We start from the raw sequence: 24,497 nt of genomic DNA, 5'->3' as shown, positions 1-24,497 counted from the left end.
CTTGCGGCAGGGACGCCAGGTACACCATCCCCAGTACCGTTCCTCGACCTCGACCTGCTCTGGCATGGTGACCGCCTCCGGTGGAGATCCTCCGGCGAAGCGGGTGCCCGGGACTGCGGCGTCCGCTGGTCAGCCGCGCTCGGAGACCCGCCAACACACAGTTCGTCCTCTTCTTTCTACGCCGCCGCCCGGCACCCGGCAACCGGACCGGGCGGGAGCCTCGGGCGCAGACGCGGGGCTCGGGCAGGCTTCCATCCGGGCCGGCCGGGAGTGGCGTACCGCTCCTCGAAGGCCGCCGTCTCCTCAGGGGCGCGGCCCTCCTCCAGGTGCATCCGGCGGCCGGCCTCGGCCGCGTCGCCGTACAGGCGGTAGGCGGCGGCCGGCCGGCGGTGGGGCTCGTGGGCGTGCGGGCAGGTGGGGACCAGCCCGCGCAGACGCTGCCTGGCCATCGGCGTACGTCCGGCGGCGCGGTCCGCGTCCACGCGGACCCTCACCCCCCGGCGAAGGCCGTCCCCGGTCGCTGCGGGCGAACCCTTAGGCTCGTGTTGTGACGACAGAGCGGTCCTTGGCAACGCTTCAACGCTCCTTGGGCGACCCCGCGGTCAGCTACCCCTTGTGGCCGCCTATGACCAGCGGATGCCCGCGCACCAGCACCGACGAGATCTCCTATCCCGTCGAGGTCGACTACGCCTACGACCGGGTCGGGACCGCCCTGTTCGCCGCAGCGGAGCGGGGCGGCGGGCTGGACCGCTGGGCGCCGCTGCTGCCGCCGCTCGCCGCACCGGGGCTGGGTGAAGGCGGTACGCCGCTGATCGGGATCGGGGCCGGAGTCTTCGTCAAGGACGAGTCCCGCAACCCCACCTGGAGCCACAAGGACCGGATGAACCGGTGCACCGTCAGCGCCGCCGTCGCCGTCGGAGCCCCGGGGATCGTCGTGGCGTCCTCCGGTAACCACGGGGCGTCCGCCGCCGCCTACGCGGCCCGTGCCGGCCTGCGCTGCGTGGTCATCACGGGCCCCGAGCTGCCGAACGCCGTCGACTCCTTCCTCAACGCCTACGAGCCGGTGGTCCTCCCCGTGCCCTGGGAAGCGAGGTGGCCGCTGATGCGCCGGATCGTCGAGCGGACGGGTCTGCACCCGGTCAGCAGCCTCACCACCACCCACACCGGCCACGCCTTCGGTCCCGAGGGCTACAAGACCATCGCCTACGAGATCCACCAGGACCTCGGCGTCCCGGCGGCGGTGTTCGTCCCCACGTCGTACGGCGAGCTCCTCTTCGGCATCTGGAAGGGCTTCACCGAACTCCGGCGGCTCGGCCTGACCGACCGGCTGCCGCGGATGTACGCGTGCCAGCCGGCCGCCGCCGCGCCGCTCGCCGAGGCCGTGCGACGCGGCCTGCCCGCGGCTCACGTCACGGTGGGACAGACCGAGGCGTACTCCATCGTCTCCCCGGTCAGCGGCTACCGCGGCGTGGTGACCGTCCAGGACAGCGGCGGACAGGTCCTCGAACTCAGTGACGCACAACTCCGTTCCGCACACCGGGAACTCGCCCGGTCCGGCCTGTGGACCGAACTCTCCGGCGCCGCCGGACTCGCGGGACTGCGTGCGGTCGGTGACCTCGACGGCCCGGTGGTCTGCATCTCCACCTCCAGCGGTTTCAAGGACCGCAGCGTCGGTTCCCGCCGGTCCGAGACGATCGACCCGGACGGTGACGACGTTCGGCGCAGACTGCGAGCGGCCGGAATCCACGACTGACGCACCGCTCGCCCCGGCCCGCGAGCCCGGCTTCCCGACGGCTCCCCCCCCCGGGAGGCCGCGCTCGACCACGGGCGCCCGGACGGCGCACGCGTACGGGGACGGCGGTCCCGGTCCCCGCACCCCGTGACAGGGCCTGGCCCGTGAACCGCACTGTCAGCGCCACCCGGTAGCGTCGGACCATGTCCAACATGGCCGTCCTCGAAGGGGTCCTGGAGCGGATCACCTACGCCAACGAGGAGAACGGGTACACGGTCGCCCGCGTCGACACCGGGCGCGGAGCCGGCGACCTCCTCACCGTGGTCGGCGCCCTGCTCGGCGCGCAGGTCGGTGAATCGCTGCGGATGGAGGGCCGTTGGGGCTCCCACTCGCAGTACGGCAAGCAGTTCACCGTGGAGAACTACACCACCGTGCTGCCCGCCACCATCCAGGGCATCCGCCGCTATCTCGGCTCCGGGCTGATCAAGGGGATCGGGCCGGTGATGGCCGACCGGATCACCACCCACTTCGGCGTCGACACCCTCGACATCATCGAGCAGGAGCCGAAGCGGCTCGTCGAGGTCCCCGGCCTCGGCCCCAAGCGCACCAAGATGATCGCGGCGGCCTGGGAGGAGCAGAAGGCGATCAAGGAGGTGATGGTCTTCCTCCAGGGCGTCGGCGTCTCCACCTCCATCGCCGTCCGCATCTACAAGAAGTACGAGGACGCCTCGATCTCCGTCGTGAGGAACCAGCCCTACCGGCTGGCCGCCGACGTCTGGGGCATCGGCTTCCTCACCGCCGACAGAATCGCCCAGGCCGTCGGCATTCCGCACGACAGCCCAGAGCGGGTCAAGGCCGGCCTCCAGTACGCCCTGTCCCAGTCCTCCGACCAGGGGCACTGCTACCTCCCCGAGGAACGGCTCATCGCGGACGGCGTCAAGCTCCTCCAGGTCGACACCGGGCTGGTCATCGAGTGCCTGGCCGAGCTGGCCGCCGACCCCGAGGGCGTCGTACGGGAGAGGGTGCCGTCCCCCGAGGGCGGCGAGCCGGTCACCGCGGTCTATCTGGTCCCCTTCCACCGGGCCGAGCTGTCCCTCGCCGGGCAGGTCCGCCGCCTGCTGAACACTGGGGAGGACCGGATGCCGGCCTTCCGGGACGTGGACTGGGGCAAGGCCCTCGCCTGGCTCGCCACGCGCACGGGAGCCACGCTCGCGCCCGAGCAGGAGGAGGCCGTGCGGCTCGCGCTCAGCCGGAAGGTGGCCGTCCTGACCGGCGGGCCCGGCTGCGGGAAGTCGTTCACCGTACGGTCCATCGTCGAGCTGGCCCGGGCCAAGCGGGCCAAGGTCGTGCTGGCCGCCCCCACCGGCCGGGCCGCCAAGCGGCTCGCCGAGCTGACCGGCGCCGAGGCGTCCACCGTGCACCGGCTCCTGGAGCTGAAGCCCGGCGGGGACGCCGCCTACGACCGGGACCGGCCGCTGGACGCCGACCTGGTCGTCGTGGACGAGGCGTCGATGCTCGATCTGCTCCTCGCCAACAAGCTCGTGAAGGCGGTGGCACCCGGTGCCCACCTCCTCCTCGTGGGTGACGTCGACCAGCTGCCCTCGGTCGGCGCGGGGGAGGTGCTGGGCGATCTGCTCGCGGAGGGCGGCCCGGTCCCCGCCGTCCGGCTCACGCGGATCTTCCGCCAGGCCCAGCAGTCCGGGGTCGTGACGAACGCCCACCGCATCAACGCCGGGCAGCCGCCGCTCACGGAGGGGCTGAGCGACTTCTTCCTCTTCGTGGAGGACGAGACGGAGGGCGCGGGCAAGCTCGCCGTCGATGTGGCGGCCCGCCGGATTCCGGCCAAGTTCGGCCTCGACCCACGCCGTGACGTGCAGGTCCTCGCCCCGATGCACCGGGGGCCGGCCGGAGCGGGCCACCTCAACGGACTGCTCCAGCAGGCCGTCACCCCGGCCCGCCCCGACCTCCCCGAGAAGAGGTTCGGCGGCCGGGTCTTCCGTGTCGGCGACAAGGTCACCCAGATCCGCAACAACTACGACAAGGGCGAGAACGGCGTCTTCAACGGCACGGTCGGCGTCGTCACCGGCCTGGACGTGGACGAGCAGAAGCTCACCGTCCGCACCGACGAGGACGAGGAGATCGGCTACGACTTCGACGAGCTGGACGAGCTGGCCCACGCGTACGCCATGACGATCCACCGCTCCCAGGGCAGCGAGTACCCGGCCGTCGTCATCCCCGTCACCACCAGCGCCTGGATGATGCTCCAGCGCAACCTGCTCTACACGGCCGTGACGCGGGCCAGGAAGCTGGTGGTCCTGGTCGGGTCCCGTAAGGCGATCGGCCAGGCCGTCCGCATGGTTTCCGCAGGCAGACGCTGTACGGCACTGGATTTCCGGCTCCGGGGCGGCTCGGGAGAAGACTTCGCGTGACCGCTGCGCAAAAATGATCGATCAAATCGGTGGGAAACATCACGGAGGTCTTCCGGAACCGCAGTCAAGGGGGCAGGATGAGTAAGTTGGCGGCACTCAGTGCCGTCACTAGGTCCAATGGACGACCCCGAGTGCACTCTCCTGAGCCGAATGGGGGAGGGTGGAAGACAGTCAGGGCACCTCGAAGAAGAGGCACTACGTCGGTGAGGGATGACGTGAGCGAGCACACCAACAACGCTGTAGTACTGCGGTACGGCGATGACGAGTACACCTACCCGGTGATCGACAGCACCGTCGGCGACAAGGGCTTCGACATCGGGAAGCTCCGGGCCAATACCGGCCTGGTGACGCTGGACAGCGGATACGGCAATACCGCCGCCTATAAATCCGCCATCACCTACCTCGACGGTGAGCAGGGCGTTCTGCGCTACCGCGGATACCCGATCGAGCAGCTCGCCGAGCGCTCGTCGTTCCTCGAGGTCGCGTACACGCTGATCAACGGTGATCTTCCGAAGGTCGACGAGCTGGCGGCCTTCAGGAACGAGATCACTCAGCACACGCTGCTGCACGAGGACGTCAAGCGGTTCTTCGACGGCTTCCCGCGCGACGCCCACCCGATGGCCATGCTGTCCTCGGTCGTCAGCGCGCTGTCCACGTTCTACCAGGACAGCCACAACCCGTTCGACGAGGAGCAGCGCCACCTCTCGACGATCCGCCTGCTGGCGAAGCTCCCGACGATCGCGGCGTACGCCTACAAGAAGTCGATCGGGCACCCCTTCGTCTACCCGCGCAACGACCTCGGGTACGTCGAGAACTTCCTGCGCATGACCTTCTCGGTCCCCGCCCAGGAGTACGAGCTGGACCCGGTCGTCGTCTCGGCGCTGGACAAGCTGCTCATCCTGCACGCGGACCACGAGCAGAACTGTTCGACCTCCACCGTGCGGCTGGTCGGCTCCTCGCAGGCGAACATGTTCGCCTCGATCTCCGCCGGCATCTCGGCACTGTGGGGCCCCCTGCACGGCGGCGCCAACCAGTCGGTGCTGGAGATGCTGGAAGGCATCCAGGCCAACGGCGGCGACGTCGACTCCTTCATCCGCAAGGTGAAGAACAAGGAGGACGGCGTCCGCCTGATGGGCTTCGGCCACCGGGTGTACAAGTCCTTCGACCCGCGCGCCAAGATCATCAAGGCTGCCGCCCATGACGTGCTGTCCGCGCTCGGCAAGTCCGACGAGCTGCTCGACATCGCGCTCAAGCTGGAGGAGCACGCGCTCTCCGACGACTACTTCGTCTCGCGCAACCTCTACCCCAACGTGGACTTCTACACCGGTCTGATCTACCGGGCCATGGGCTTCCCGACCGAGATGTTCACCGTGCTCTTCGCGCTCGGCCGCCTTCCGGGCTGGATCGCCCAGTGGCACGAGATGATCAAGGAGCCGGGTTCCCGCATCGGCCGCCCGCGTCAGATCTACACCGGTGAGGTCCTGCGCGACTTCGTCCCCGTCGAGGGCCGCTGACCCGCACCCGGTGGCGAGGCCCTGGACCGGGCCTCGCGTCGAGGTCGCTGCCCCGGACCTCGTAGCGGGATCCCGCACCGCCGGATCCCGCACCGCCCGTAGTGCCCGGCCTCTTCGGCCGACTGCCTTCGCCCCGCGTACCGCGCTTCGCACAGAGCGCGGTGTCCGGGGCGATTCGGCGTTGTGGGGGTGGAGAGCGAGAAGCGCCCCGCCGCCGATCCCCCCACGGGTCGACGGTCGGGGCGCTTCCCATATCCCGGAGCGGATTCCCCCCACGGGATCCGGCCGGGCGTCTACGGGGAGCCGCGGCTCCCCCTGTTCTGTTGTGCGCGGTCTGCCGGGGTACGTACGCACGGGAGGGCCGCTCAAAGCTCCCCGGTGCACGTGCCCCGGCCAACGCTTGCCACAGGAGCGTCCCCCAAGACACTCCATCGGACGTCCCCCAAGACATCCTTGGCATCGCACTCTAAGACTCGCGAACCCACCGGATGGTTACCCTGAAACTGGTGTGATCTAAATCTCTGTGTGGATATTACGTGAAGGCACGCAGCCGTAGGCTGTTCGTGACGGCGAACACGGACGAAAGCGCCATGGCGGCTCCCGCGATCATTGGGTTGAGCAGGCCACTCGCAGCCAGGGGCAAGGCCGCGACGTTGTACCCGAAGGCCCGGAAGGGGTTGCCCCTGATCGTGGCCAGCGTACGCCTGGAGAGGCGGATCGCGTCAGCGGTCACCTTGAGATCTCCACGAACCAGCGTGAGGTCGCTCGCCTCGATCGCCGCATCCGATGTTCCGGAAGTCCTCGGGGGTGGGGAGGGGGCCGGTGGTGTCGGTGGCTGCGGTGGCGATGGGGTGTCGGTCGCGTAGTTCTCCGTGGCGGTGACGCCGTCCATCCGGTTGAGCTTCTTCTCGACGCGGGCGGCGCACGAGGCGCAGGTCGTCCCGCCGATCAGGAGCTGGGCCTCGGAGGCGTCGGCGGCCGGGGAACCGGCTGCTGCTGTGCTGGCCATGTCCGGACTCCTGGGGAAACGCGACTGGGCCGTACCCCGCCAGTATCGACTGGTGGGGTACGGCCCAGTCGTGCGCGGGGTGTCGCGCCGCCCGCCGTCAGGCGGCCGGGCCGATGAGCTCGTACCCGGCCTCGTCCACGGCGGCGCGGACGTCGTCCTCGGCCAGCGGGGCGTCCGACGTGACGGTGACCAGGCCGGTGGAGGCGACGGCCGCGACCGAGGTCACGCCCGCGACGGCGGAGATCTCCTCCGACACGGCGCCCTCGCAGTGGCCGCAGGTCATGCCCTTGACCTGGTACACGGTGGTGACCGAGCCGGTCTCCTCGATCTGCACGTCGGCCGCGCCGTCGTGGCAGGAGCCGGTGGGCGAGCAGCAGGAACCGGTGGACGGGGTCTCGGTCTCGGCGGTCATGACGTTCTCCTCTTCGCGAACACGTTTCGGCGGCGTGACGGGGCGTGCGGGGCCGTGGTGCGTCCGTGGCGTCCCGTCTTCTCCAGACTATACCCCTAGGGGGTATGGATGCACTCCGGTGGGTCGCGTGTCGCGCCCCTCGGTGATCCGGTCCGGCTGCCCGGGCCGCGCGCAGGGGTGGAGTGCGCCGGGTTCTCGGGGCGCGCGGGGCGGGGTGCGCCGGGTTCCCGCCGGGGCGGGCGGCCCGGCGAGGGCCCCGTCGGCGGGGCGCCGGGGTGGGGCGCGGGGCCGGGGGAAGAATGTGGAAACAGCCCTCGGCGAGGCCGGGAATGCCCCCGGGAAGGGCTTCGGCGGGCGGGTCCGGCATCGAACGGGCAGGGGCCGGGGGTGGGGGTCGCCCGCCCGTGCGGGAGGGCGCGAGAAGCCTGCCGGGCGCGTCAGTAAAAGGGCTCTGACCTGGGGTTTTGTGCGTCAGGCGACTAGACTCGCCCCAACAGGAAAGGGGGCCGGATGGACCGGAACGTAACTACGGCGGATGATGTGCTGGCGCTGATGGACGGCCTGTTCGCGCCGGGGGCGGACCGCTGGACGGCCGGTGGGGCGCCCTGGTGGGACGACTTCTACGCGGACCGCTCGAAGGCGGTGCCGTTCTTCGTGGACAAGCCCGACGAAAGCCTGCACTCGTATGTCCGCCGGGGGCTGCTCGCGCCGGGCCGCGCCCTCGACCTCGGCTGCGGGCCCGGCCGCAACGCGCTCCACCTGGCCTCGCTCGGATTCTCCGTCGACGCGGTCGACCTCTCCGCGACGGCGATCGACTGGGCCCGGGAGCGGGCGGGCGCGGCGGGGACCCGTGATGTCCGGTTCCACCGCGGTGACGCGTTCGCCCTGACGGCGGCGGGAGCCGCCCTGGCCGGGCCCTACGACCTGATCCACGACTCCGGCTGCTTCCACCACCTGCCGCCCCACCGGCGTATCGGCTATCTCGCCCTGCTGGAGCGCTGCCTCGCGCCCGGCGGTCACTTCTCGCTCACCTGCTTCGCCGCCGGGGAGGGCGGGATGGGGTCCGAGCTGCCGGACGCCGAGCTCTACCGGACGGGCGCTCCGCAGGGCGGAGTCGCCTACTCGCCCGAGGCGCTGCGCCGCGTCTTCTCCGGTCTGACGGAAGTGGAGCTGCGCCGTATGAACGACGAGGCTCCCGCGTCCCCGCTCTTCGGGGAGCCGTTCCTCTGGACGGCCCTCTTCCGCTCGGACGCCCCGGAGTAGCCGCGCCGGGGCGTCCGGACGCGGCGTCAGCGCCCCCGGTTGCGGGGGCGCGAGGCGACCCAGGCGCGGACGTTGTCTCCGTACCAGTACGGCTTTCCGTTCTTCACCTGGTCGGGCGGGGGCAGGAGCCCGTGCTTGCGATAGGAGCGGACCGTGTCCGGCTGCACCTGGATGTGCGCGGCGATGTCCTTGTAGGACCAGAGTGTTCTGTCGGTCATCAGTGGCACCTCTCAGCACTTCTCCGTTCAACCTGTGCCCGGTCGAACGACCCGTACGGCGGACGGGGCGGGGCTGTCGACCGGTTGTGACGGAAAACCCGCATAGCGGAGACATGTGTGCCCAAACGGTTACTGCTGTGGCAGAAGGGGTGAACCGGGGCCGGTGGTAGGGAATGCGACCGTTGTCAGACCCGGGTGCCACGATGAAGACCATGAGCACTTCCGAACGCCTGATGCCCCCTCTGATCGCCGACGAGCGCACCTCGCTGGAGAGCTGGCTCGACTTCTACCGCGCCACGCTCGCCCAGAAGTGCGCGGACCTGTCTGACCAGGCCCTGCGCGAGGCGTCCGTGGCGCCCTCGCCGATCACGCTGCTGGGACTGCTCCAGCACGCGGCGGAGGTCGAGCGGAACTGGTTTGGCCGGGTGCTCGCCCAGGAGGACGCGCCGCCGGTCCACGCCCCGCCGGCCGGCGGCGGGGACGGGGCCGAGGGCCGCGACGGCGGCTGGGACCTCGCCGAGGACGCCACGTTCGAGCAGGCGCTCGCGCGGTGGGAGGCGGAGGTGGCGAGGGCCCGGCGGAACTGCGCGGCGCGAGAGCTCGACGACACCAGTCCGTTCATGGGCGCGCAGGTCACGCTGCGCTGGATCTACATCCACATGATCGGCGAGTACGCCCGGCACTGCGGCCACGCCGACCTGGTCCGTGAGCGCGTCGACGGGCGCACGGGCGTGTGATCCGGCGCGGAGAGCCGCGCGGCCCGGAGGGAGGGCCGGGCCGGGTCCGGGCAATCGGGGACGAGAGGGCTCAGGGGGCGGTGCCGGGCCTCCCGCAGGAGCGGAGGAACTCCCGCGTGCGGCGCGCGATGGGGAGGGGTTTGTCCGGCGGGCACGGATACATGTCCTGCTCCACGATCGCGAACAGGTCGACGTCCAGGGCGCGAGCCGCCTCCAGGACCGGCTCCAGGGCCGGGACCCCGCCGGGCGGCTCGCACATCACGCCCCGCGCCACCGCCGGGCCGAACGGCACCTCGTCGGCCGCCACCGCCGCCAGGATCTCCGGATCGACCTGCTTGAGGTGGAGGTAACCGATGCGCTCCCCGTACGTCTCGATGAGCTTGACGCTGTCGCCGCCGCAGTAGGCGTAGTGCCCGGTGTCCAGGCAGAGCGAGACGAGGTCCGGATCGGTGGCGTCGAGGAAGCGGCTGACGTTCTCCTCGGTGTCGATGTGGGTGTCGGCGTGCGGGTGGACGACGATGCGCAGCCCGAAGCGTTCCCGGACCTCCCGGCCCAGCCGCTCCGTCTGAGCCGTCAGGTGGCGCCACTGCGCCGGGGTGAGCGTGCGTTCCTCCAGCACCTCGCCCGTCTTGTCGTCGCGCCAGAAGGAGGGGATGACCACCAGGTGTTCGGCGCCCATGGCCCGGGTCAGCCCGGCGATGTCGCGGACATGCGCCCAGGTCCGCTCCCAGACGTCGGGGCCGTGGTGCAGCCCGGTGAAGACGGTGCCCGCCGAGACCGTGAGCCCCCGGCCGCGCGTCTCGTCGGCCAGCCGGGCCGGATCGGTGGGCAGATAGCCGTACGGACCCAGCTCGATCCACGCGTACCCGGCCTCGGCCACCTCGTCGAGGAAGCGTCGCCAGGGCACCTGCTTCGGGTCGTCGGGGAACCACACGCCCCAGGAGTCGGGGGCCGAGCCGATACGGATGCGGGCCGAGGAGCGGGCGGAAGGGGCCATAACGCCCAGCGTCGCGGCCCGTGCGGAAGAGTGTCAAGGGTTCGTCCGAATGTCCGGACAAAATGTTGACACGGTTCCCGGGAGGGGGCTAGACCTGGGACCAGCCGGCCACCGGCGGGTCGAAGGGATGCGTATGCCTGAGCCGCACGACGTGATCACCATGGGGCGGATCGGGGTGGACCTCTACCCCCTGGAGACCGGGGTGCCACTCGCCCGGGTCGAGACGTTCGGCAAGTTCCTCGGCGGTTCCCCGGCGAACGTCGCGGTGGCGGCGGCCCGGCTGGGACGGCGGACGGCCGTGATCACCCGGACCGGGCAGGACGCCTTCGGCGCCTATCTCCACCAGGAACTGGAACGGTTCGGCGTGGACGCCCGCTGGGTGACGACCGTGGCGGAGTACCCGACACCGGTCACCTTCTGCGAGATCTTCCCCCCGGACGACTTCCCCCTCTACTTCTACCGGCAGCCCAAGGCCCCCGACCTGGAGATCCACGCGCCGGACCTCGACCTGGACGCGGTGCGCGACGCCCGGATCTTCTGGATGACGGGCACCGGCCTCAGCGCCGAGCCGAGCCGCTCCGCCACCCTGGCCGCCCTCGCGGCGCGCGGTGCGAGGTCGGCCGGCGCCCGACCACACGGTGTGCCGCGTACGGCGACGGTCTTCGACCTCGACTGGCGGCCCATGTTCTGGGAGGGCGGCGACGACGGCGGAGAGGCGCCCGCGCGGTACCGCGAAGCGCTGGCCCACGCGACGGTCGCCGTGGGCAACATCGACGAATGCGCGATCGCGACCGGCGAACGCGAACCGTACGCCGCGGCCCGCGCCCTGCTCGCGGCCGGGGTGGAGCTCGCCGTCGTCAAACAGGGCCCGAAGGGCGTGCTCGCCGTCCACCGCGACGGAACCACCGCCGATGTGCCGCCACTGCCGGTGGAGGTGGTCAACGGCCTCGGCGCGGGGGACGCGTTCGGGGGCGCGCTCTGCCACGGGCTGCTCGCCGGGTGGCCGCTCGACCGCCTCGTGCGGTACGCGAACGCGGCCGGGGCCATCGTCGCGTCCCGGCTCGCCTGCTCCTCCGCGATGCCGTTCCCGGAGGAGGTCGAGCGGGCCCTCACGGCCGGAGCGGTCGCGGCGGACCCCGGCGCCCCGGTGAGCACCGGAGCGGTCGTGGCCGACCCCGATGCCCCGGCGAGCACGGAAGCGGTCGCGGCCGACCCCGACGCCCCGGCCGGAGCGGGCTCATGACACCGCTCGCCGCCTCCCTGCCCGAACTCGTCCGGCTGCGCGCGGAGCGCCCCGAAGCCGTCGCCGAGGCCGCCGCCCGACGGAAGCGGCGACGGCTGATCCGTCACCCCGGCGACCGGCTGATGATCATCGCGGCCGACCATCCCGCGCGCGGCGCGCTCGCCGTGGGAGACCGGCCCCTCGCCATGGCCAACCGCTTCGAGCTGCTGGAGCGGCTCTGCCTCACCCTCTCCCGCCCCGGAGTCGACGGAGTGCTGGCCTCCGCCGACGTCCTGGACGACCTCCTCCTGCTCGGAGCCCTGGAGGACAAGATCGTGATGGGCTCGATGAACCGCGGCGGGCTGGCCGGCGCCGCCTTCGAGCTCGACGACCGGTTCACCGGACACCGCCCCGACGACCTGGTCCGCCACGGGTTCGACGCCGGGAAGCTGCTTTTGCGCATCGACCACGACGACCCCGGGTCGCTGGACACCCTGCACGCGGCGGCCCGGACCGTCGACGCGATGGCGGCGCACCGGCTGCCCGTCTTCGTCGAGCCGTTCCTCTGCCGCCGCGTCGACGGCCGCCTCCGCAACGACCTCGCCTCCGCCGCCGTGGCCACCTCCATCGCCATCGCCTCGGGTCTCGCCGGGACGTCCGCGTACACCTGGCTGAAGGTCCCCGTCACCGACGACCCCGACGCCATGGGCCGGGTGATGGAGGCGTCCACCCTGCCCGCCGTCCTGCTCGGCGGCGAGGTCGGCGACGATCAGGACGCCGCGTACGGGAAATGGCGCGACGCGCTGCGGCTGCCCACCGTCCGGGGGCTGGTCGTGGGACGCTCGTTGCTCTACCCGGCCGACGGGGACGTGACGTGCGCCGTCGACACCGCCGTATCGCTGCTGGGGCCGGGTAGGGAGGGCCTATGACGACGCATCATCCCGACCCAGGACAGCGACACCCCGCCCCCGGGAAGCACGACCCCCACCCGCCGCCGCGGCGCCACCTGCCGTCCGGCAGCGCCGCGCGCGGGGCGTACGCCGTCGACGTCGATCCCGAGCGGGCCGGCTGGGACCGTTCGTCCCTGCGGGTGCTGGAGCTGGAACCGGGAGGTGTTCACACGCTCGACACCGGAGGCAGTGAATGGGTCATCCTGCCGTTGGCCGGTGCCTGTACGGTGCGTACGGCAGGTGCGACCTTTGAACTGCTGGGCCGGGAGAGCGTGTTCAGCGGGGTCTCCGACTTCGCCTACGTACCGCGCGACGCCCACGCACAGATCGCCTCCGGCGCAGGAGGCCGCTTCGCCCTGGCAGGAGCGAAGTGCGAGCGACGACTCCCCGCTCGCTACGGCCCCGCGCCGGAGGTACCGGTCGAGCTGCGCGGCTCCGGCGTCTGCTCGCGGCAGGTGAACAACTTCGCCGCCGCCGACACCTTCGAGTGCGACCGGCTGATCGCCGTCGAGGTCCTCACCCCCGGCGGCAACTGGTCCTCGTACCCGCCCCACAAGCACGACGAACACGTGCCGGGCCAGGAGTGCGAACTGGAGGAGATCTACTACTTCGAGGTGGCGGACGGCGGCCTCGGCTACCACCGGGTCTCCCCGTCGCGCGACGGCGGCACGGACGTCCTCGCCGAGGTGGGCGGCGGTGACGTCGTCCTCATCCCGGACGGCTGGCACGGCCCGTCCATCGCCCCGCCCGGCCGGACGCTGTACTACCTGAACGTGATGGCCGGGCCGGGGGAGGAACGCGCCTGGCTGATCCGCGACCACCCCGACCACCGTTGGATCCGCGACACCTGGCGGGACGAGCCGATCGACGCCAGACTCCCGCTGTACACGGCGCATCCGTCGCCCGGCCCGGAGGTAACGCCTTGAGCCCGACGAGTCCCGCGAACCCCGGCCGCCCCACCCGCCGGCTGACCACCGCTCAGGCCCTGGTCGCCTTCCTGGCCCGCCAGTACACCGAGCGCGACGGCCGCCGGCAGCGGCTCATCAGCGCCACCTGGGGCATCTTCGGACACGGCAACGTCGCGGGGATCGGCCAGGCGCTCGTGGAAGCGGGCGGCTGCGGAAACGGGACCGCCGCGCACCCTATGCCGTACCTCCAGGGCCGCAACGAACAGGCCATGGTGCACGCCGCCGTCGGCTACGCCCGTCAGTCGGGGCGGCTCTCGGCGCACGCGGTGACCACGTCCATCGGCCCGGGGGCCACCAACCTCGTCACCGGGGCCGCCCTCGCCACGATCAACCGGCTCCCCGTCCTCCTCCTGCCCGGCGACACCTTCGCGACCCGGCCCGCCGACCCCGTACTCCAGCAGCTCGAAGTGCCCCACGCGGGCGATGTCTCGGTCAACGACTGCCTGCGCCCGGTCTCGCGCTACTTCGACCGGATCACCCGGCCGGAGGCGCTGATCCCGGCGGCCCTCCAGGCCATGCGGGTCCTGGCCGACCCCGCCGAGACCGGGGCCGTCACGCTCGCGCTGCCGCAGGACGTCCAGGCGGAGGCGTACGACTGGCCGCTGGACTTCTTCGCCGAGCGCGACTGGCACGTCCGCAGGCCCGCCCCCGACGCGCACGAACTGGAAGCGGCGGTCCGGGCGGTGCGCTCCGCCCGCCGCCCGCTGATCGTCGCGGGCGGCGGAATCCGGCACAGCGCCGCGGAGGAGACGCTCGCCGCGTTCACCGCCGCGACCCGCATCCCGGTCGCCTCCACCCAGGCGGGCAAGGGCGCGCTCCGCCACGACCACCCGGCCGACGTCGGCGGCATCGGCCACACCGGAACCGCCACCGCCGACGAACTGGCCCGCACCGCCGACCTGGTGATCGGCGTCGGCACCCGCTTCTCCGACTTCACCACCGCCTCCGGCACGCTCTTCGCCGATCCGGCCGTCCGCTTCCTCCACCTCAACATCACGGCCTTCGACGCCCACAAGCTGGCCGCCCTCCCCCTGGTGGCGGACGCCCGCGCCGGGCTGGAGGCGCTCACGGCGGCGCTCGCCGGACGCGGCTACCGGGTCGACCCGGCGTACGAAACGGAGTACACCGGCGCGAAGGAGGCATGGGAAGAGCGGGTCGAGGCGTCCTTCGCCACCCCCGACCCCACCGCGCGCCCCACCCAGACCCAGGTCCTCGGCCTCCTGGACGCGCTGGCCACCGAGGACGACATCCTCATCAACGCCGCGGGCTCTCTCCCCGGCGACCTGCACAAACTCTGGCGCCAGCGCTCCCGCGACCAGTACCACGTGGAGTACGGCTACTCCTGCATGGGCTACGAGATCCCCGCCGCGATCGGCGTCCTGCTCGCCGTCGGGGCCCGCGAGCCGCACCGCCCCGTCTGGGCCCTCGTCGGCGACGGCACCTACCTGATGAACCCCACCGAGATCGTCACCGCGGTCCAGGAGAACCTGCCCCTGAAACTGCTGATCCTCCAGAACCACGGCTACGCCTCCATCGGCGGGCTGTCCGAGTCCGTCGGCGCCGAGCGCTTCGGCACGGCCTACCGCCACCGGGACGCCGAGGGCGGGTTCACCGGCCCGCCGCTCCCCGTGGACCTCGCCGCGAACGCGGCCTCCCTCGGCATGCGCGTCCTGCGCGCCACCACCGTCGACGAGCTGCGCGAAGCCCTCCTTGAGGCCCGCGGCGCCGAGGGCCCCACTTGTGTCTACGTCGAGACCGAAACGCCCGACACAGTGTCGGGCCCCCCTCCGGCACAGGCGTGGTGGGATGTTCCGGTAGCCGAAACCGCGAGCCGGCCGGCGGCGGTCAAGGCCCGGGAGGAGTACGACCGGCAGGCCGCCGCCCGACGCCGCCACCTGTGAAGCCGCGCCGGAACCCGTCTCCGAACCGCGTCCGAACGCGTGCGCAGCCCGCCTGCCTGCTTGCCCTGCTCGAAGCCTGAAGGAGTACGTCATGACGAAGACCGTCAACCACTGGATCGGCGGCAAGACGGCGGAGGGCACGTCGGGCCGGTACGGTCCCGTCACGGACCCGGCCACCGGCGCGGTCACCACACGGGTCGCGCTCGCCTCCGCGGAGGAGGTCGACGCGGCCGTGGCGGCGGCGAAGGCCGCGTACGCGACATGGGGAACCTCCTCGCTCGCCCAGCGCACCACGGTCCTCTTCCGCTACCGCGCGCTGCTGGACGCCCACCGCGACGACATCGCCGCGCTGATCACCGCCGAGCACGGCAAGGTGCACTCGGACGCCCTGGGCGAGGTCGCCCGCGGTCTGGAGATCGTCGAGCTGGCGTGCGGGATCACCACCCAGCTCAAGGGCGAACTGTCCACCCAGGTCTCCAGCCGGGTCGACGTCTCCTCGATCCGCCAGTCGCTCGGCGTCGTCGCGGGCATCACCCCGTTCAACTTCCCGGCCATGGTGCCGATGTGGATGTTCCCGCTGGCCATCGCCTGCGGCAACACGTTCGTGCTGAAGCCCAGCGAGAAGGACCCCTCGGCCGCCAACCTGCTGGCCGAGCTGGCATCGGAGGCCGGCCTCCCGGACGGCGTCCTCAACGTCCTGCACGGCGACAAGGTCGCCGTCGACGGTCTGCTGAACCACCCGGACGTGGCCGCCGTCTCCTTCGTCGGCTCCACCCCCATCGCCCGCCACATCCACGCCACCGCCTCCGCCAACGGCAAGCGCGTGCAGGCACTCGGCGGTGCGAAGAACCACATGCTCGTCCTCCCGGACGCCGACCTGGACGCGGCCGCCGACGCGGCGGTCTCGGCGGCGTACGGCTCCGCCGGGGAGCGCTGCATGGCGATCTCCGCGGTCGTCGCGGTCGGCGCGATCGGCGACGAACTGGTCGCGAAGATCCGCGAGCGCGCCGAGAAGATCACCATCGGCCCCGGCGACGACCCCGCCTCCGAGATGGGCCCCCTGATCACCGCCGCCCACCGCGACAAGGTCGCCTCCTACGTCACGGGCGCCGCCGCCCAGGGCGCGGAGGTCGTCCTCGACGGCACCGGCCACACGGTCGAGGGCTTCGAGGACGGCCACTGGATCGGCCTGTCCCTCCTGGACAAGGTCTCCACCGACTCCGACGCCTACCAGGACGAGATCTTCGGCCCGGTGCTGTGCGTGCTCCGCGTGGACACGTACGAGGAGGGCGTCGCCCTCATGAACGCCTCGCCGTTCGGCAACGGCACCGCGATCTTCACCCGCGACGGCGGCGCGGCCCGCCGCTTCCAGCTGGAGGTCGAGGCCGGCATGGTCGGCGTCAACGTCCCGATCCCGGTCCCGGTCGGCTACCACTCCTTCGGAGGGTGGAAGGACTCGCTCTTCGGCGACCACCACATCTACGGCAACGACGGCGTGCACTTCTACACCCGCGGCAAGGTCGTCACCACCCGCTGGCCCGACCCGGCCGACACCCCCGCGGGCGTCGACCTCGGCTTCCCGCGCAACCACTGACCGAAGCGGCCCGGCGGGCCCCGCCGCCCCGTCGGGGAGGGCGCAGGGCCCGCCACCCCGCCGGGGCGGGCGGGTCCCGCCCACCCGCCGAAAAACAGGTGCCGGACCGTCAACGCCTCCCGCATCCTGTGGACCATGAACGCCGCGACCCACCCGCCCCGTTTCGAGATCCGCGCCCGGCACACCGCCACCACCGTCACCGTCTACCAGGCGTATCCGCCCGCCATCGGACTGCCCGCAGCACGCGACGGGCGGTTCCCCGAAGCCTGGAAGCGGGACCGGATGACCTGGATCAAGCCCAGCTTCCTGTGGATGATGTACCGCTGCGGCTGGGGCACGAAGGAGGGCCAGGAGGTCGTCCTCGCCGTCGAGATCGAGCGGAGCGGCCTCGAATGGGCCCTCGCGCACGCCGAGCTCTCCCACTACGTACCCGGCGTGCACCCCGACGAGGCGGCCTGGAAGCACCGCCTGCGCGCCGCCCCGGCCCGGGTCCAGTGGGACCCCGAACGCGACCTCGGCCTCAACCCGCTCCCGTACCGCTCCCTCCAGCTCGGGCTGAGCGGTGAGGCCGCCCGGCGGTACGCGGACGAGTGGACCCTCTCCGTCCGCGACGTCACCCCGCTCGCGCGCGAGGTGCACGCGGCGGCCCGGGCGGGGGAGCGGGAGAGGGCCGCCGCCCTCCTCCCCGTGGAGACACCGCTCGATATCGCGGCGCCCCGGCCGGTGCGGGGAGCCGCCCCGGCGCAGCGGACGTGACTTTCGGCAGTGCCGCGGGGCTTGCGGTCTCCGTAGCCTCTGACACGTGAACAGCCTCTCTCCGATCAACAGGACCGCTGGTGAATCCGGCCCTCGGCGGGCGGACCCGGGAGGACTGCTGGTGCCCGCGGTGGCGGCGTTCGGCGCCTTGAGCCTGGTGGGGTGGTGGTGGGCTCTGCCTACCGCGCTCGGCGCGTTCGTCGCGGGGCGGGGGCCCGGGCGGGGCAGGACGCTGCTCCTGTGGCTGGCCGGGGCCCTCGCGGCCGGGGCGGTGGCGGTCGCCGTGGCCCCGTCCCTGCTCGGCCTCGGGACGCAGTTCGTCGCGGTCGTCGTCCTCGCCGTGGTGGTGCCCTGGTTCGTCGGGCGGTTCTCACGGCAGTACCGGGAGCTGGTCCGGGCCGGCTGGGAGAGGGCCGAACAGCTGGAGCGGGAGCGGCAGCTGGTCGCCGAGCAGGCGAGACTGCGGGAGAGGGCCCGGATCGCCCAGGACATGCACGACGTGCTGGGCCACGACCTCAGTCTGATCGCGCTGTCGGCCGGTGCGCTGAAGCTGGCGCCCGGCCTGGACGAGCGGCACCGGCGGGCCGCCCAGGACATCCGGGGCCGGGCCGCCGCCGCCGTGGAACGCCTCGGAGAGGTCATCGGCGTCCTCCGCGAGGAGAGCGAGGGCGCGCCGCAGGGACCGGGAGACTCCGACATCGCCCGGCTCGTCGGTGAAGCGGCCGCCTCCGGGCTGGCCGTCGAGCTGACGGTGGAAGGCGAGGCGGCGCGGCTTCCGGCCGCGGTCGAACGCGCCGCGCACCGAGTGGTGCAGGAGGGCCTGACCAACGCGGCCAAGCACGCACCGGGCCGGCCCGTGAGCGTCGAGCTCTCGCACACGGCGGCCGAGACCCGGGTGGCCGTCCGCAACGGAGCCCCGGCGGCACCGGCCGGCCCACGGTCCGGACCGCCGGGCCGCCGGCCGTCCGGTCCGCCTGCCGCCGGCCGGGGCGGCCGCGGGCTCGTCGGGCTGGACGAGCGCGTCCGGCTCGTCGGCGGCTCCCTCCACCACGGCCCCCGGGACGGCGGCTTCGCCGTCGTGGCCCGGCTGCCCCACCGCGCCCCCGCACAGCCCCGGCCCCGTCCCGCCGACCACGCGGCGAGCCCCGCACCCGCGGGGTACCGGCGGGCCCGGCGACGTGTCCGCCGCGGCCTGCTCGCCGCGCTGCTGGTGCCGGTGGCCGCCGGTGCGGTGCTGCTCGCCGTGGTCGGGACGTGGGAGACGGTGGCCGCGTCCCGGTCCGTCCTCGACCCGCGCGACTACGCACGCCTCCGGGTGGGGCAGGATCGGTCCGATGTGCGGAAGGTGCTGCCGGACCGGCAGGCGGCGGTTCGGCCGGCGGGCTCCGATCCGGAGAAACGAGGGATGACGTGCGAGTTCTACGCGATGACAGCGGACCGCTTCGACGACCGGTCGGGAGACGCCTACCGGCTCTGCTTCCGGGACGGCGAGCTGGTCTCCCGCGACGTGGTGCTGTCGCCGTGAGCGCCCGATGAGCCGCCCGATGGGCTGCCCGGACGCGGCCCGGGCGGCGACCCCGCCGGGCGCGGCCCCGGGGACGATCCGGGTGCTCGTCGCCGACGACGAGCCCATGATCCGCGCCGGCGTACGCGCCGTGCTCACCACCGACCCGGACATCGAGGTCGTCGCCGAGGCGGCCGACGGGCACCAGGCCGTGGAGCTGGCCCGGGCCCACCGCCCGCACGTCGCCGTGCTCGACGTGCGGATGCCGAAGGCCAACGGCATCGAGGCCGCGGCCGAGATCCGTCGCACACTGCCCGCCACCGGCGTCGTCATGCTGACCACGTTCGGCGAGGACGACTACATCCTGCGGGCGCTGGGCCGAGGGGCCGCCGGATTCCTGATCAAGTCGGGTGAGCCCGAGGAACTCGTCGCGGGAGTGCGGGCCGTGGCCGGCGGCGCCGCCTACCTGTCACCGAAAGTCGCCGCCCGCGTGGTCGCGCACCTCGCCTCCACTGACGCCGGGGCCGCGGCCGGCCGGCGGGACGCCGCCCGGGAGCGCGTCGCCGGGCTGACGCCCAGGGAACGCGAAGTGCTGTCGCACCTCGGCGGAGGGCTGTCCAACGGGCAGATCGCCCGGCGGCTGCACCTGGTCGAGGGAACGGTCAAGGCGCACGTCAGCTCCGTCCTGGCGCGCCTGGGCGTCGACAACCGGGCCGCGGCCGCCGTCGTGGCCCACGAGGCCGGCATCCTGCCCCCACCGCCGGCCGAGCAGCGCTGAGACGAGCAGACCGGCGGGACGGGCCAGCACGAGGAGCACCGCGGCGACGACCGCCCCGCCGAGCAGCGCGCCGGCGACCACGTCGTGCGGGTAATGGACCCCCACCAGGACCCGCAGCAGTGCCGCCGCCACGGCCAGCGGCAGGGTCACGGCGGCCAGCCGGGGCCGCCGCACGGCCAGGCCGACCGCGAGGGCGGCGGCCAGCGTGGCGTGGTTGCTGGGGAACGACCAGTCGGCCGGCCCGGGACACGCGGCGACCGCCTCGGCGCCCTCCACCACCCGGCACGGACGCTCCTCGTCGACGACCGCTTTCAGCGCCTCGCTGACCGCGTACGCCACCACGGTTCCGGCCCCGATGAGCACCGTCCCCGCGACCGCCCCCGCGTCCCTCCGGCGGACGGCCGTCCAGCAGGTCCCGAGCAGCAGGAGGCCGAGGACGATCAGCGTGGCCTCCGAGGACAGTTCCAGAAGGCGCCCCAGCCATCCCGGGGCGTCCGCGACCGCTCCCGTCAGCGACCGGTACGCGGATACGGAGGCCCCCTGCGTCACCTCGGTCGGTCCGGGCCGCCCCAGACCTCCGGGCGACAGCGTCCCGATCAGGGCCGCCGCCGTCGCCAGCAGCGCGACCGGCCCCAACAGCCGGACAGGCCGACGGCGTTGATGTGTGTGCTGTGTCATGCGGCGAACGTACGGAGCGACGAAGGCCCGCTGCGGGGGCCGAACGGCAGGAGCCGCCCCCGACGAACGTCAGGGGTGACACCCCGTCGGCGGGGGCCCGGCGGGGCTTCCGTACCGCGTACGGAGTACGGAGGGCGGGCACCGTACCTCTCAGGGAGGCCACCCGCATCCCCCTGACGGCACTTCGGCCGGTGGCGTCCTCCGTTTAGGGTCGAGGGATGGAGACCCCTACTGCTCGACGGTGGCGCCTGCTGCCCCGTACCCCGGCCCGGTGGGCCGCGGCCGCGCTCGCCGTGCTCGTGGGCGGCGGCGCCTGGACCGCCGTCGCCGACGACGGCTCGCCCACCGTGCGGCGCGAGGACCGGACGCTGCGGATGGACGGGGTGCCCGTCGACACCTCGTACTTCCACACCGGAGGTTCCGGCAAGCGGCCCGCCGTGCTCATCGGGCACGGCTTCGGCGGCAGCAAGAACGACGTACGGGCCCAGGCCGAGAAGCTGGCCGCCGACGGATACGCCGTGCTGACCTGGTCGGCGCGCGGCTTCGGCGAGTCCGGCGGGGAGATCGGCCTCAACGACCCCGACCACGAGGTGAAGGACGTCTCCCGGCTCATCGACTGGCTCGCGGAGCGGCCCGAGGTGGAGCTCGACGGGAAGGGCGACCCCCGGGTCGGCCTCACCGGGGCCTCCTACGGCGGGGCCGTGTCCCTGCTGGCCGCCGGGCACGACGAGCGGGTCGACGCCATCGCACCGGCCATCACCTACTGGAACCTCGCCGAGGCCCTCTTCCCCGACGGGGTCTTCAAGAAGCTCTGGGCCGGGATCTTCATCACCACCGGCGGTGGCTGCGAGAAGTTGGAGAAGCGGCTCTGCGAGATGTACGAGCGGGTCGCCGTCAGCGGTAAGCCGGACGCCGCCGCGGTCGAGCTGCTCACCGAGCGTTCACCGTCCGCCGTCGCCGACCGCATCAAGGTGCCCTCGCTCCTCCTCCAGGGGCAGTCCGACTCCCTCTTCCCGCTCGGCCAGGCCGACGCCATGCAGCAGGCCATCAGCGCCAACGGCGCACCCGTCTCCGTCGACTGGATCTCCGGCGGGCACGACGGCGGCGACAGTGAGGCCGGACGCGTCGAAGGGCGCGTGGGGGACTGGTTCGACCGCTATCTGAAGGAGGACACCGGCACCGGAACCGGGCCCGCCTTCCGCGTCACCCGGACCGGAGGCGTCGACTCCACCGACGGCGCCGCCCTCCTGCGCGGCGCGAGCAGCGACACCTACCCGGGGCTGCGCAGCGGCGGCCGGGACATCGCGCTCGGCGGCGGGACGAAGACCTTCCGCAACCCGGCCGGGTCCGCACCGCCCGCCATCTCCGCCGTGCCCGGCATCGGCGGCGGACTCGCCCAGCTCTCCTCCCTCGGCGTCGGCCTCTCACTCGACTTCCCCGGTCAGTTCGCCCGCTTCGAGTCCGCCCCCCTGGACACCTCCGTACGCGTCACCGGCACCCCCACCGTCAAGGTGAACGTGACGGCGAGCGGCGACCGGGACGCGGTGCTCTTCGGCAAGGTGTACGACGTGTCGCCGGACGGCAGGCAGCAGGTGCTGCCCCACCAGCTCGTCGCCCCCTACCGGATCACCCCCGACCAGCAGGGCAAGACGGTCGAACTGGCGCTGCCCGCCGTGGACCACGACTTCGACGCCGGACACCGGCTGCGCCTCGTGTTCTCCGCGACCGACCTCGGCTACGCGTCCCCGGCCGAGCCCGCCACGTACACCGTCACCGCCGAGGGGCCCCTCACCATCCCCACCGCGCCCGCGGTGACGACCGCGGCGGCCACCCTGCCGTGGTGGACCTGGGGCCTCCCGGCCGCCGCCGCCGTCATCGCGGCCGGTCTGCTGCTCACCGCCCGCCGCCGGACCGCGACGCCCGCCCCGGAACCCGCGCTCACCGACGTACCGCTCCAGATCACCGGTCTGTCGAAGAAGTACGCGAAGGCGGTCGACCGGTACGCCGTGCGCGAGCTGTCCTTCCGCGTCGAGAAGGGCCAGGTCCTCGGGCTCCTCGGGCCCAACGGCGCGGGCAAGACGACCACCCTGCGCATGCTCATGGGGCTCATCGCCCCCGACGAGGGCGAGATCCGCGTCTTCGGGCAGGCCATCCGGCCGGGTGCGCCGGTGCTGTCCCGGGTCGGGGCGTTCGTGGAGGGTGCGGGATTCCTGCCGCACCTGTCCGGACGCGCCAACCTCGACCTGTACTGGCAGGCCACCGGCCGCCCCGCCGAGGACGCGCACATCGACGAGGCCCTGGAGATCGCCGGCCTCGGCGACGCGCTCGCCCGCGCCGTACGGACGTACTCCCAGGGCATGCGGCAGCGGCTCGCCATCGCCCAGGCCATGCTCGGCATGCCGGACCTCCTCATCCTCGACGAGCCGACCAACGGCCTCGACCCGCCGCAGATCCGCGAGATGCGGGACGTGATGATCCGGTACGCGGCCGGCGGCCGGACGGTCATCGTCTCCAGCCACCTCCTCTCCGAGGTCGAGCAGTCCTGCACCCACCTGGTCGTCATGGACCGGGGCCGGCTCGTCCAGGCCGGACCGGTCGCCGAGATCACCGGGTCCGGCGACATGGTCCTGGTGACCACGGCGGATGAGGTGTCCGAGCCGCTGGCGGAGAAGGTGGCCGCCCTGCCCGGGATCGGCTCCGCCGTCCGCACCGACGACGGGCGCGGGCTGCTCGTCCGCCTGGACGGGGCCACCACCTCGCGGCTCGTCGCCGACCTCGTCCGGCTCGACGTCCCGGTCACCGGCGTCGGCCCGCACCGCCGCCTGGAGGACGCCTTCCTCACCCTGATCTCCGGAGGAGCAGCATGAGCGCCCCCGTCCAGCCCCCCGAGGCCCGGGTGGGAACCGAACACCCCGAGGCCCCCGGCTACCGCGCCACGCGCACGCTTCCCCTCCGCGTCGAGGCCATGCGGCAGTTGCGCAGGCGGCGCACCCTGCTCATGGGCGGGGTCCTCACCGCCCTTCCCTTCATCCTGATCATCGCCTTCGCGATCGGCGGCACGCCCGACGGCGAGGACGGCGGGGGCCGGGGCGGCAGCCGGATCAACCTGATGGACGTGGCGACCGAGTCCGCCGCGAACTTCGCCGCCACCTCGCTGTTCGTCTCGGCGGGATTCCTGCTCGTGGTACCCGTGGCCCTGTTCTGCGGGGACACGGTCGCCTCCGAGGCGAGCTGGTCCTCCCTGCGCTATCTGCTCGCCGCACCCGTGCCCCGGGTCCGGCTGCTGTGGTCCAAGCTCGTCGTCGCACTCGGCTTCAGCCTGGCCGCGATGGTGCTGCTGCCGCTCGTCGCGCTGGTGGCGGGCACGGCGGCCTACGGGTGGGGCCCGCTGAAACTGCCCACCGGGGGCGCGCTGACCGCCGGGGACGCCGTGCCCCGCCTCGCGATCGTCGTGGCGTTCATCTTCGTCTCCCAACTGGTCACCGCGGGACTGGCGTTCTGGCTCTCCACGAAGACGGACGCCCCGCTCGGCGCGGTCGGCGGCGCGGTGGGCCTCACCATCGTCGGCAACGTGCTCGACGCGGTCACCGCGCTCGGCTCCTGGCGCGACTTCCTGCCCGCGCACTGGCAGTTCGCCTGGGCCGACGCGCTCCAGCCGCAACTGGAGTGGGGCGGCATGATCAAGGGCACGGCCGTATCCGTGACCTATGCCCTGATCCTGTTCGCCCTGGCCTTCCGCGGGTTCAGTCGTAAGGACATCGTGTCCTGAACCTGATGTTCCACCGGCTTCCCGCCCGCTGTTGCCGCATCGAGATGGTTCCGCAACGCTTTCGTC

The 24,497-nt window shown here is 72.8% G+C and carries 19 protein-coding genes and 4 pseudogenes; 16 read left to right on the top strand and 7 right to left on the bottom strand.

All coding sequences use genetic code 11. From position 1 onward, the window contains the following. Window positions 1–260: 260 nt before the first annotated feature. A pseudogene (locus ACIQMU_RS06450) lies at window positions 261–449 on the bottom strand (DUF6584 family protein); the annotation flags it as partial. A gap of 176 nt (window positions 450–625) precedes the next feature. Here ACIQMU_RS06450 and ACIQMU_RS06445 point away from each other — a divergent pair. The 3 genes from ACIQMU_RS06445 (at window position 626) to ACIQMU_RS06435 (ending at window position 5,675) form a co-directional block, all read left to right on the top strand. Further along, window positions 626–1,753, top strand: a complete 1,128-nt coding sequence (locus ACIQMU_RS06445; protein WP_352241811.1) for a pyridoxal-phosphate dependent enzyme — start codon at window positions 626–628, stop codon at window positions 1,751–1,753. 182 nt (window positions 1,754–1,935) lie between these two features. Then, window positions 1,936–4,161 carry an ATP-dependent RecD-like DNA helicase gene (locus tag ACIQMU_RS06440; RefSeq protein WP_402688316.1) on the top strand — a complete coding sequence of 742 codons (2,226 nt, stop codon included), beginning with the start codon at window positions 1,936–1,938 and terminating at the stop codon, window positions 4,159–4,161. A gap of 215 nt (window positions 4,162–4,376) precedes the next feature. Beyond that, window positions 4,377–5,675 carry a citrate synthase gene (locus tag ACIQMU_RS06435; protein ID WP_352241813.1) on the top strand — a complete coding sequence of 433 codons (1,299 nt, stop codon included), beginning with the start codon at window positions 4,377–4,379 and terminating at the stop codon, window positions 5,673–5,675. A 532-nt stretch (window positions 5,676–6,207) separates the two neighbouring features. Here the strand turns inward: ACIQMU_RS06435 and ACIQMU_RS06430 are convergent. From ACIQMU_RS06430 to ACIQMU_RS06420, 3 genes and pseudogenes are all read right to left on the bottom strand, one after another. Further along, window positions 6,208–6,462 (bottom strand): annotated as a pseudogene (locus ACIQMU_RS06430) (heavy metal translocating P-type ATPase); the annotation flags it as partial. Window positions 6,463–6,549: 87 nt separating this feature from the next. Continuing rightward, window positions 6,550–6,684, bottom strand: a pseudogene (locus ACIQMU_RS06425) (cation transporter); the annotation flags it as partial. Window positions 6,685–6,781: 97 nt separating this feature from the next. After that, complete coding sequence (locus tag ACIQMU_RS06420; protein WP_402688315.1) at window positions 6,782–7,096, bottom strand: heavy-metal-associated domain-containing protein; 315 nt, start codon at window positions 7,094–7,096, stop codon at window positions 6,782–6,784. A gap of 510 nt (window positions 7,097–7,606) precedes the next feature. Here ACIQMU_RS06420 and ACIQMU_RS06415 point away from each other — a divergent pair. Continuing rightward, complete coding sequence (locus tag ACIQMU_RS06415) at window positions 7,607–8,359, top strand: methyltransferase domain-containing protein (protein WP_352241815.1); 753 nt, start codon at window positions 7,607–7,609, stop codon at window positions 8,357–8,359. A 26-nt stretch (window positions 8,360–8,385) separates the two neighbouring features. Here ACIQMU_RS06415 and ACIQMU_RS06410 read toward each other — a convergent pair whose 3' ends face one another. Further along, window positions 8,386–8,577 carry a MerR family transcriptional regulator gene (locus ACIQMU_RS06410; RefSeq protein WP_352241816.1) on the bottom strand — a complete coding sequence of 64 codons (192 nt, stop codon included), beginning with the start codon at window positions 8,575–8,577 and terminating at the stop codon, window positions 8,386–8,388. Window positions 8,578–8,789: 212 nt separating this feature from the next. On the opposite strand from ACIQMU_RS06410, the gene ACIQMU_RS06405 reads away from it, so the two are divergent. After that, complete coding sequence (locus ACIQMU_RS06405) at window positions 8,790–9,314, top strand: DinB family protein (protein ID WP_402688314.1); 525 nt, start codon at window positions 8,790–8,792, stop codon at window positions 9,312–9,314. A gap of 70 nt (window positions 9,315–9,384) precedes the next feature. On the opposite strand, the gene ACIQMU_RS06400 is transcribed toward ACIQMU_RS06405, so the two are convergent. After that, window positions 9,385–10,311, bottom strand: a complete 927-nt coding sequence (locus ACIQMU_RS06400; protein ID WP_352241818.1) for a sugar phosphate isomerase/epimerase — start codon at window positions 10,309–10,311, stop codon at window positions 9,385–9,387. Window positions 10,312–10,444: 133 nt separating this feature from the next. Here ACIQMU_RS06400 and iolC point away from each other — a divergent pair, with 133 nt between their 5' ends. The 8 genes from iolC to ACIQMU_RS06360 all read left to right on the top strand — a co-directional run bounded on the left by iolC (window position 10,445) and on the right by ACIQMU_RS06360 (window position 19,984). After that, window positions 10,445–11,554 carry a 5-dehydro-2-deoxygluconokinase gene (iolC, locus tag ACIQMU_RS06395; RefSeq protein ID WP_402688313.1) on the top strand — a complete coding sequence of 370 codons (1,110 nt, stop codon included), beginning with the start codon at window positions 10,445–10,447 and terminating at the stop codon, window positions 11,552–11,554. After that, complete coding sequence (locus ACIQMU_RS06390) at window positions 11,551–12,462, top strand: deoxyribose-phosphate aldolase (RefSeq protein WP_402688312.1); 912 nt, start codon at window positions 11,551–11,553, stop codon at window positions 12,460–12,462. Before iolC ends, ACIQMU_RS06390 begins: the two co-directional genes overlap by 4 nt. Beyond that, entirely contained in the window at window positions 12,459–13,409 is a 951-nt protein-coding gene (gene iolB, locus ACIQMU_RS06385; RefSeq protein WP_402688311.1) for a 5-deoxy-glucuronate isomerase, read from the top strand. Before ACIQMU_RS06390 ends, iolB begins: the two co-directional genes overlap by 4 nt. Next, the gene (iolD, locus tag ACIQMU_RS06380; protein ID WP_402688310.1) at window positions 13,406–15,352 is read left to right on the top strand and encodes a 3D-(3,5/4)-trihydroxycyclohexane-1,2-dione acylhydrolase (decyclizing); all 1,947 of its coding nucleotides are present in this window, start codon (window positions 13,406–13,408) and stop codon (window positions 15,350–15,352) included. Before iolB ends, iolD begins: the two co-directional genes overlap by 4 nt. A 91-nt stretch (window positions 15,353–15,443) precedes the next feature. After that, entirely contained in the window at window positions 15,444–16,946 is a 1,503-nt protein-coding gene (mmsA, locus tag ACIQMU_RS06375; RefSeq protein WP_352241823.1) for a CoA-acylating methylmalonate-semialdehyde dehydrogenase, read from the top strand. A gap of 135 nt (window positions 16,947–17,081) precedes the next feature. Next, on the top strand, window positions 17,082–17,702 hold the full coding sequence (locus ACIQMU_RS06370; RefSeq protein ID WP_402688309.1) for a DUF4291 domain-containing protein: 621 nt from the start codon (window positions 17,082–17,084) through the stop codon (window positions 17,700–17,702). A gap of 46 nt (window positions 17,703–17,748) precedes the next feature. Further along, window positions 17,749–19,227, top strand: coding sequence for a sensor histidine kinase (locus ACIQMU_RS06365; RefSeq protein ID WP_402688308.1), 1,479 nt, complete (start codon window positions 17,749–17,751; stop codon window positions 19,225–19,227). Window positions 19,228–19,246: 19 nt separating this feature from the next. Further along, a complete protein-coding gene (locus tag ACIQMU_RS06360; protein ID WP_352241867.1) occupies window positions 19,247–19,984 on the top strand; it encodes a response regulator transcription factor in 738 nt (245 codons plus the stop codon). 87 nt (window positions 19,985–20,071) lie between these two features. Here ACIQMU_RS06360 and ACIQMU_RS06355 read toward each other — a convergent pair. Beyond that, window positions 20,072–20,299 (bottom strand): annotated as a pseudogene (locus ACIQMU_RS06355) (phosphatase PAP2 family protein); the annotation flags it as partial. On the opposite strand from ACIQMU_RS06355, the gene ACIQMU_RS06350 reads away from it, so the two are divergent. The 3 genes from ACIQMU_RS06350 (at window position 20,190) to ACIQMU_RS06340 (ending at window position 24,431) form a co-directional block, all read left to right on the top strand. Further along, window positions 20,190–20,645, top strand: coding sequence for a hypothetical protein (locus ACIQMU_RS06350; RefSeq protein ID WP_352241872.1), 456 nt, complete (start codon window positions 20,190–20,192; stop codon window positions 20,643–20,645). The pseudogene ACIQMU_RS06355 and the gene ACIQMU_RS06350 sit on opposite strands and share 110 nt — an antisense overlap. A 235-nt stretch (window positions 20,646–20,880) precedes the next feature. Then, window positions 20,881–23,529 carry an alpha/beta fold hydrolase gene (locus ACIQMU_RS06345; protein ID WP_402688307.1) on the top strand — a complete coding sequence of 883 codons (2,649 nt, stop codon included), beginning with the start codon at window positions 20,881–20,883 and terminating at the stop codon, window positions 23,527–23,529. Then, window positions 23,526–24,431: an ABC transporter permease gene (locus tag ACIQMU_RS06340; RefSeq protein ID WP_402688306.1), complete on the top strand. Its 906-nt coding sequence runs from the start codon at window positions 23,526–23,528 to the stop codon at window positions 24,429–24,431. The genes ACIQMU_RS06345 and ACIQMU_RS06340 overlap by 4 nt, the downstream gene beginning before the upstream one ends. The last annotated feature ends 66 nt before the right edge of the window (window positions 24,432–24,497 follow it).

Source organism: Streptomyces sp. NPDC091649 (genome assembly GCF_044756785.1).
Taxonomy (GTDB): Bacteria; Actinomycetota; Actinomycetes; order Streptomycetales; family Streptomycetaceae; genus Streptomyces.
This window is presented reverse-complemented; position numbering and strand designations above follow the sequence as displayed.

What these genes read in the sequence shown, in the direction of transcription:
- ACIQMU_RS06445 (WP_352241811.1), top strand. Translation starts at nt 626, where the DNA reads ATGACCAGCGGATGCCCGCGCACCAGCACCGACGAGATCTCCTATCCC.
- ACIQMU_RS06440 (WP_402688316.1), top strand. Translation starts at nt 1,936, where the DNA reads ATGTCCAACATGGCCGTCCTCGAAGGGGTCCTGGAGCGGATCACCTAC.
- ACIQMU_RS06420 (WP_402688315.1), bottom strand. Translation starts at nt 7,096, where the DNA reads ATGACCGCCGAGACCGAGACCCCGTCCACCGGTTCCTGCTGCTCGCCC.
- ACIQMU_RS06415 (WP_352241815.1), top strand. Translation starts at nt 7,607, where the DNA reads ATGGACCGGAACGTAACTACGGCGGATGATGTGCTGGCGCTGATGGAC.
- ACIQMU_RS06410 (WP_352241816.1), bottom strand. Translation starts at nt 8,577, where the DNA reads ATGACCGACAGAACACTCTGGTCCTACAAGGACATCGCCGCGCACATC.
- ACIQMU_RS06405 (WP_402688314.1), top strand. Translation starts at nt 8,790, where the DNA reads ATGAGCACTTCCGAACGCCTGATGCCCCCTCTGATCGCCGACGAGCGC.
- ACIQMU_RS06400 (WP_352241818.1), bottom strand. Translation starts at nt 10,311, where the DNA reads ATGGCCCCTTCCGCCCGCTCCTCGGCCCGCATCCGTATCGGCTCGGCC.
- iolC (WP_402688313.1), top strand. Translation starts at nt 10,445, where the DNA reads ATGCCTGAGCCGCACGACGTGATCACCATGGGGCGGATCGGGGTGGAC.
- ACIQMU_RS06390 (WP_402688312.1), top strand. Translation starts at nt 11,551, where the DNA reads ATGACACCGCTCGCCGCCTCCCTGCCCGAACTCGTCCGGCTGCGCGCG.
- iolB (WP_402688311.1), top strand. Translation starts at nt 12,459, where the DNA reads ATGACGACGCATCATCCCGACCCAGGACAGCGACACCCCGCCCCCGGG.
- mmsA (WP_352241823.1), top strand. Translation starts at nt 15,444, where the DNA reads ATGACGAAGACCGTCAACCACTGGATCGGCGGCAAGACGGCGGAGGGC.
- ACIQMU_RS06370 (WP_402688309.1), top strand. Translation starts at nt 17,082, where the DNA reads ATGAACGCCGCGACCCACCCGCCCCGTTTCGAGATCCGCGCCCGGCAC.
- ACIQMU_RS06360 (WP_352241867.1), top strand. Translation starts at nt 19,247, where the DNA reads ATGGGCTGCCCGGACGCGGCCCGGGCGGCGACCCCGCCGGGCGCGGCC.
- ACIQMU_RS06345 (WP_402688307.1), top strand. Translation starts at nt 20,881, where the DNA reads ATGGAGACCCCTACTGCTCGACGGTGGCGCCTGCTGCCCCGTACCCCG.
- ACIQMU_RS06340 (WP_402688306.1), top strand. Translation starts at nt 23,526, where the DNA reads ATGAGCGCCCCCGTCCAGCCCCCCGAGGCCCGGGTGGGAACCGAACAC.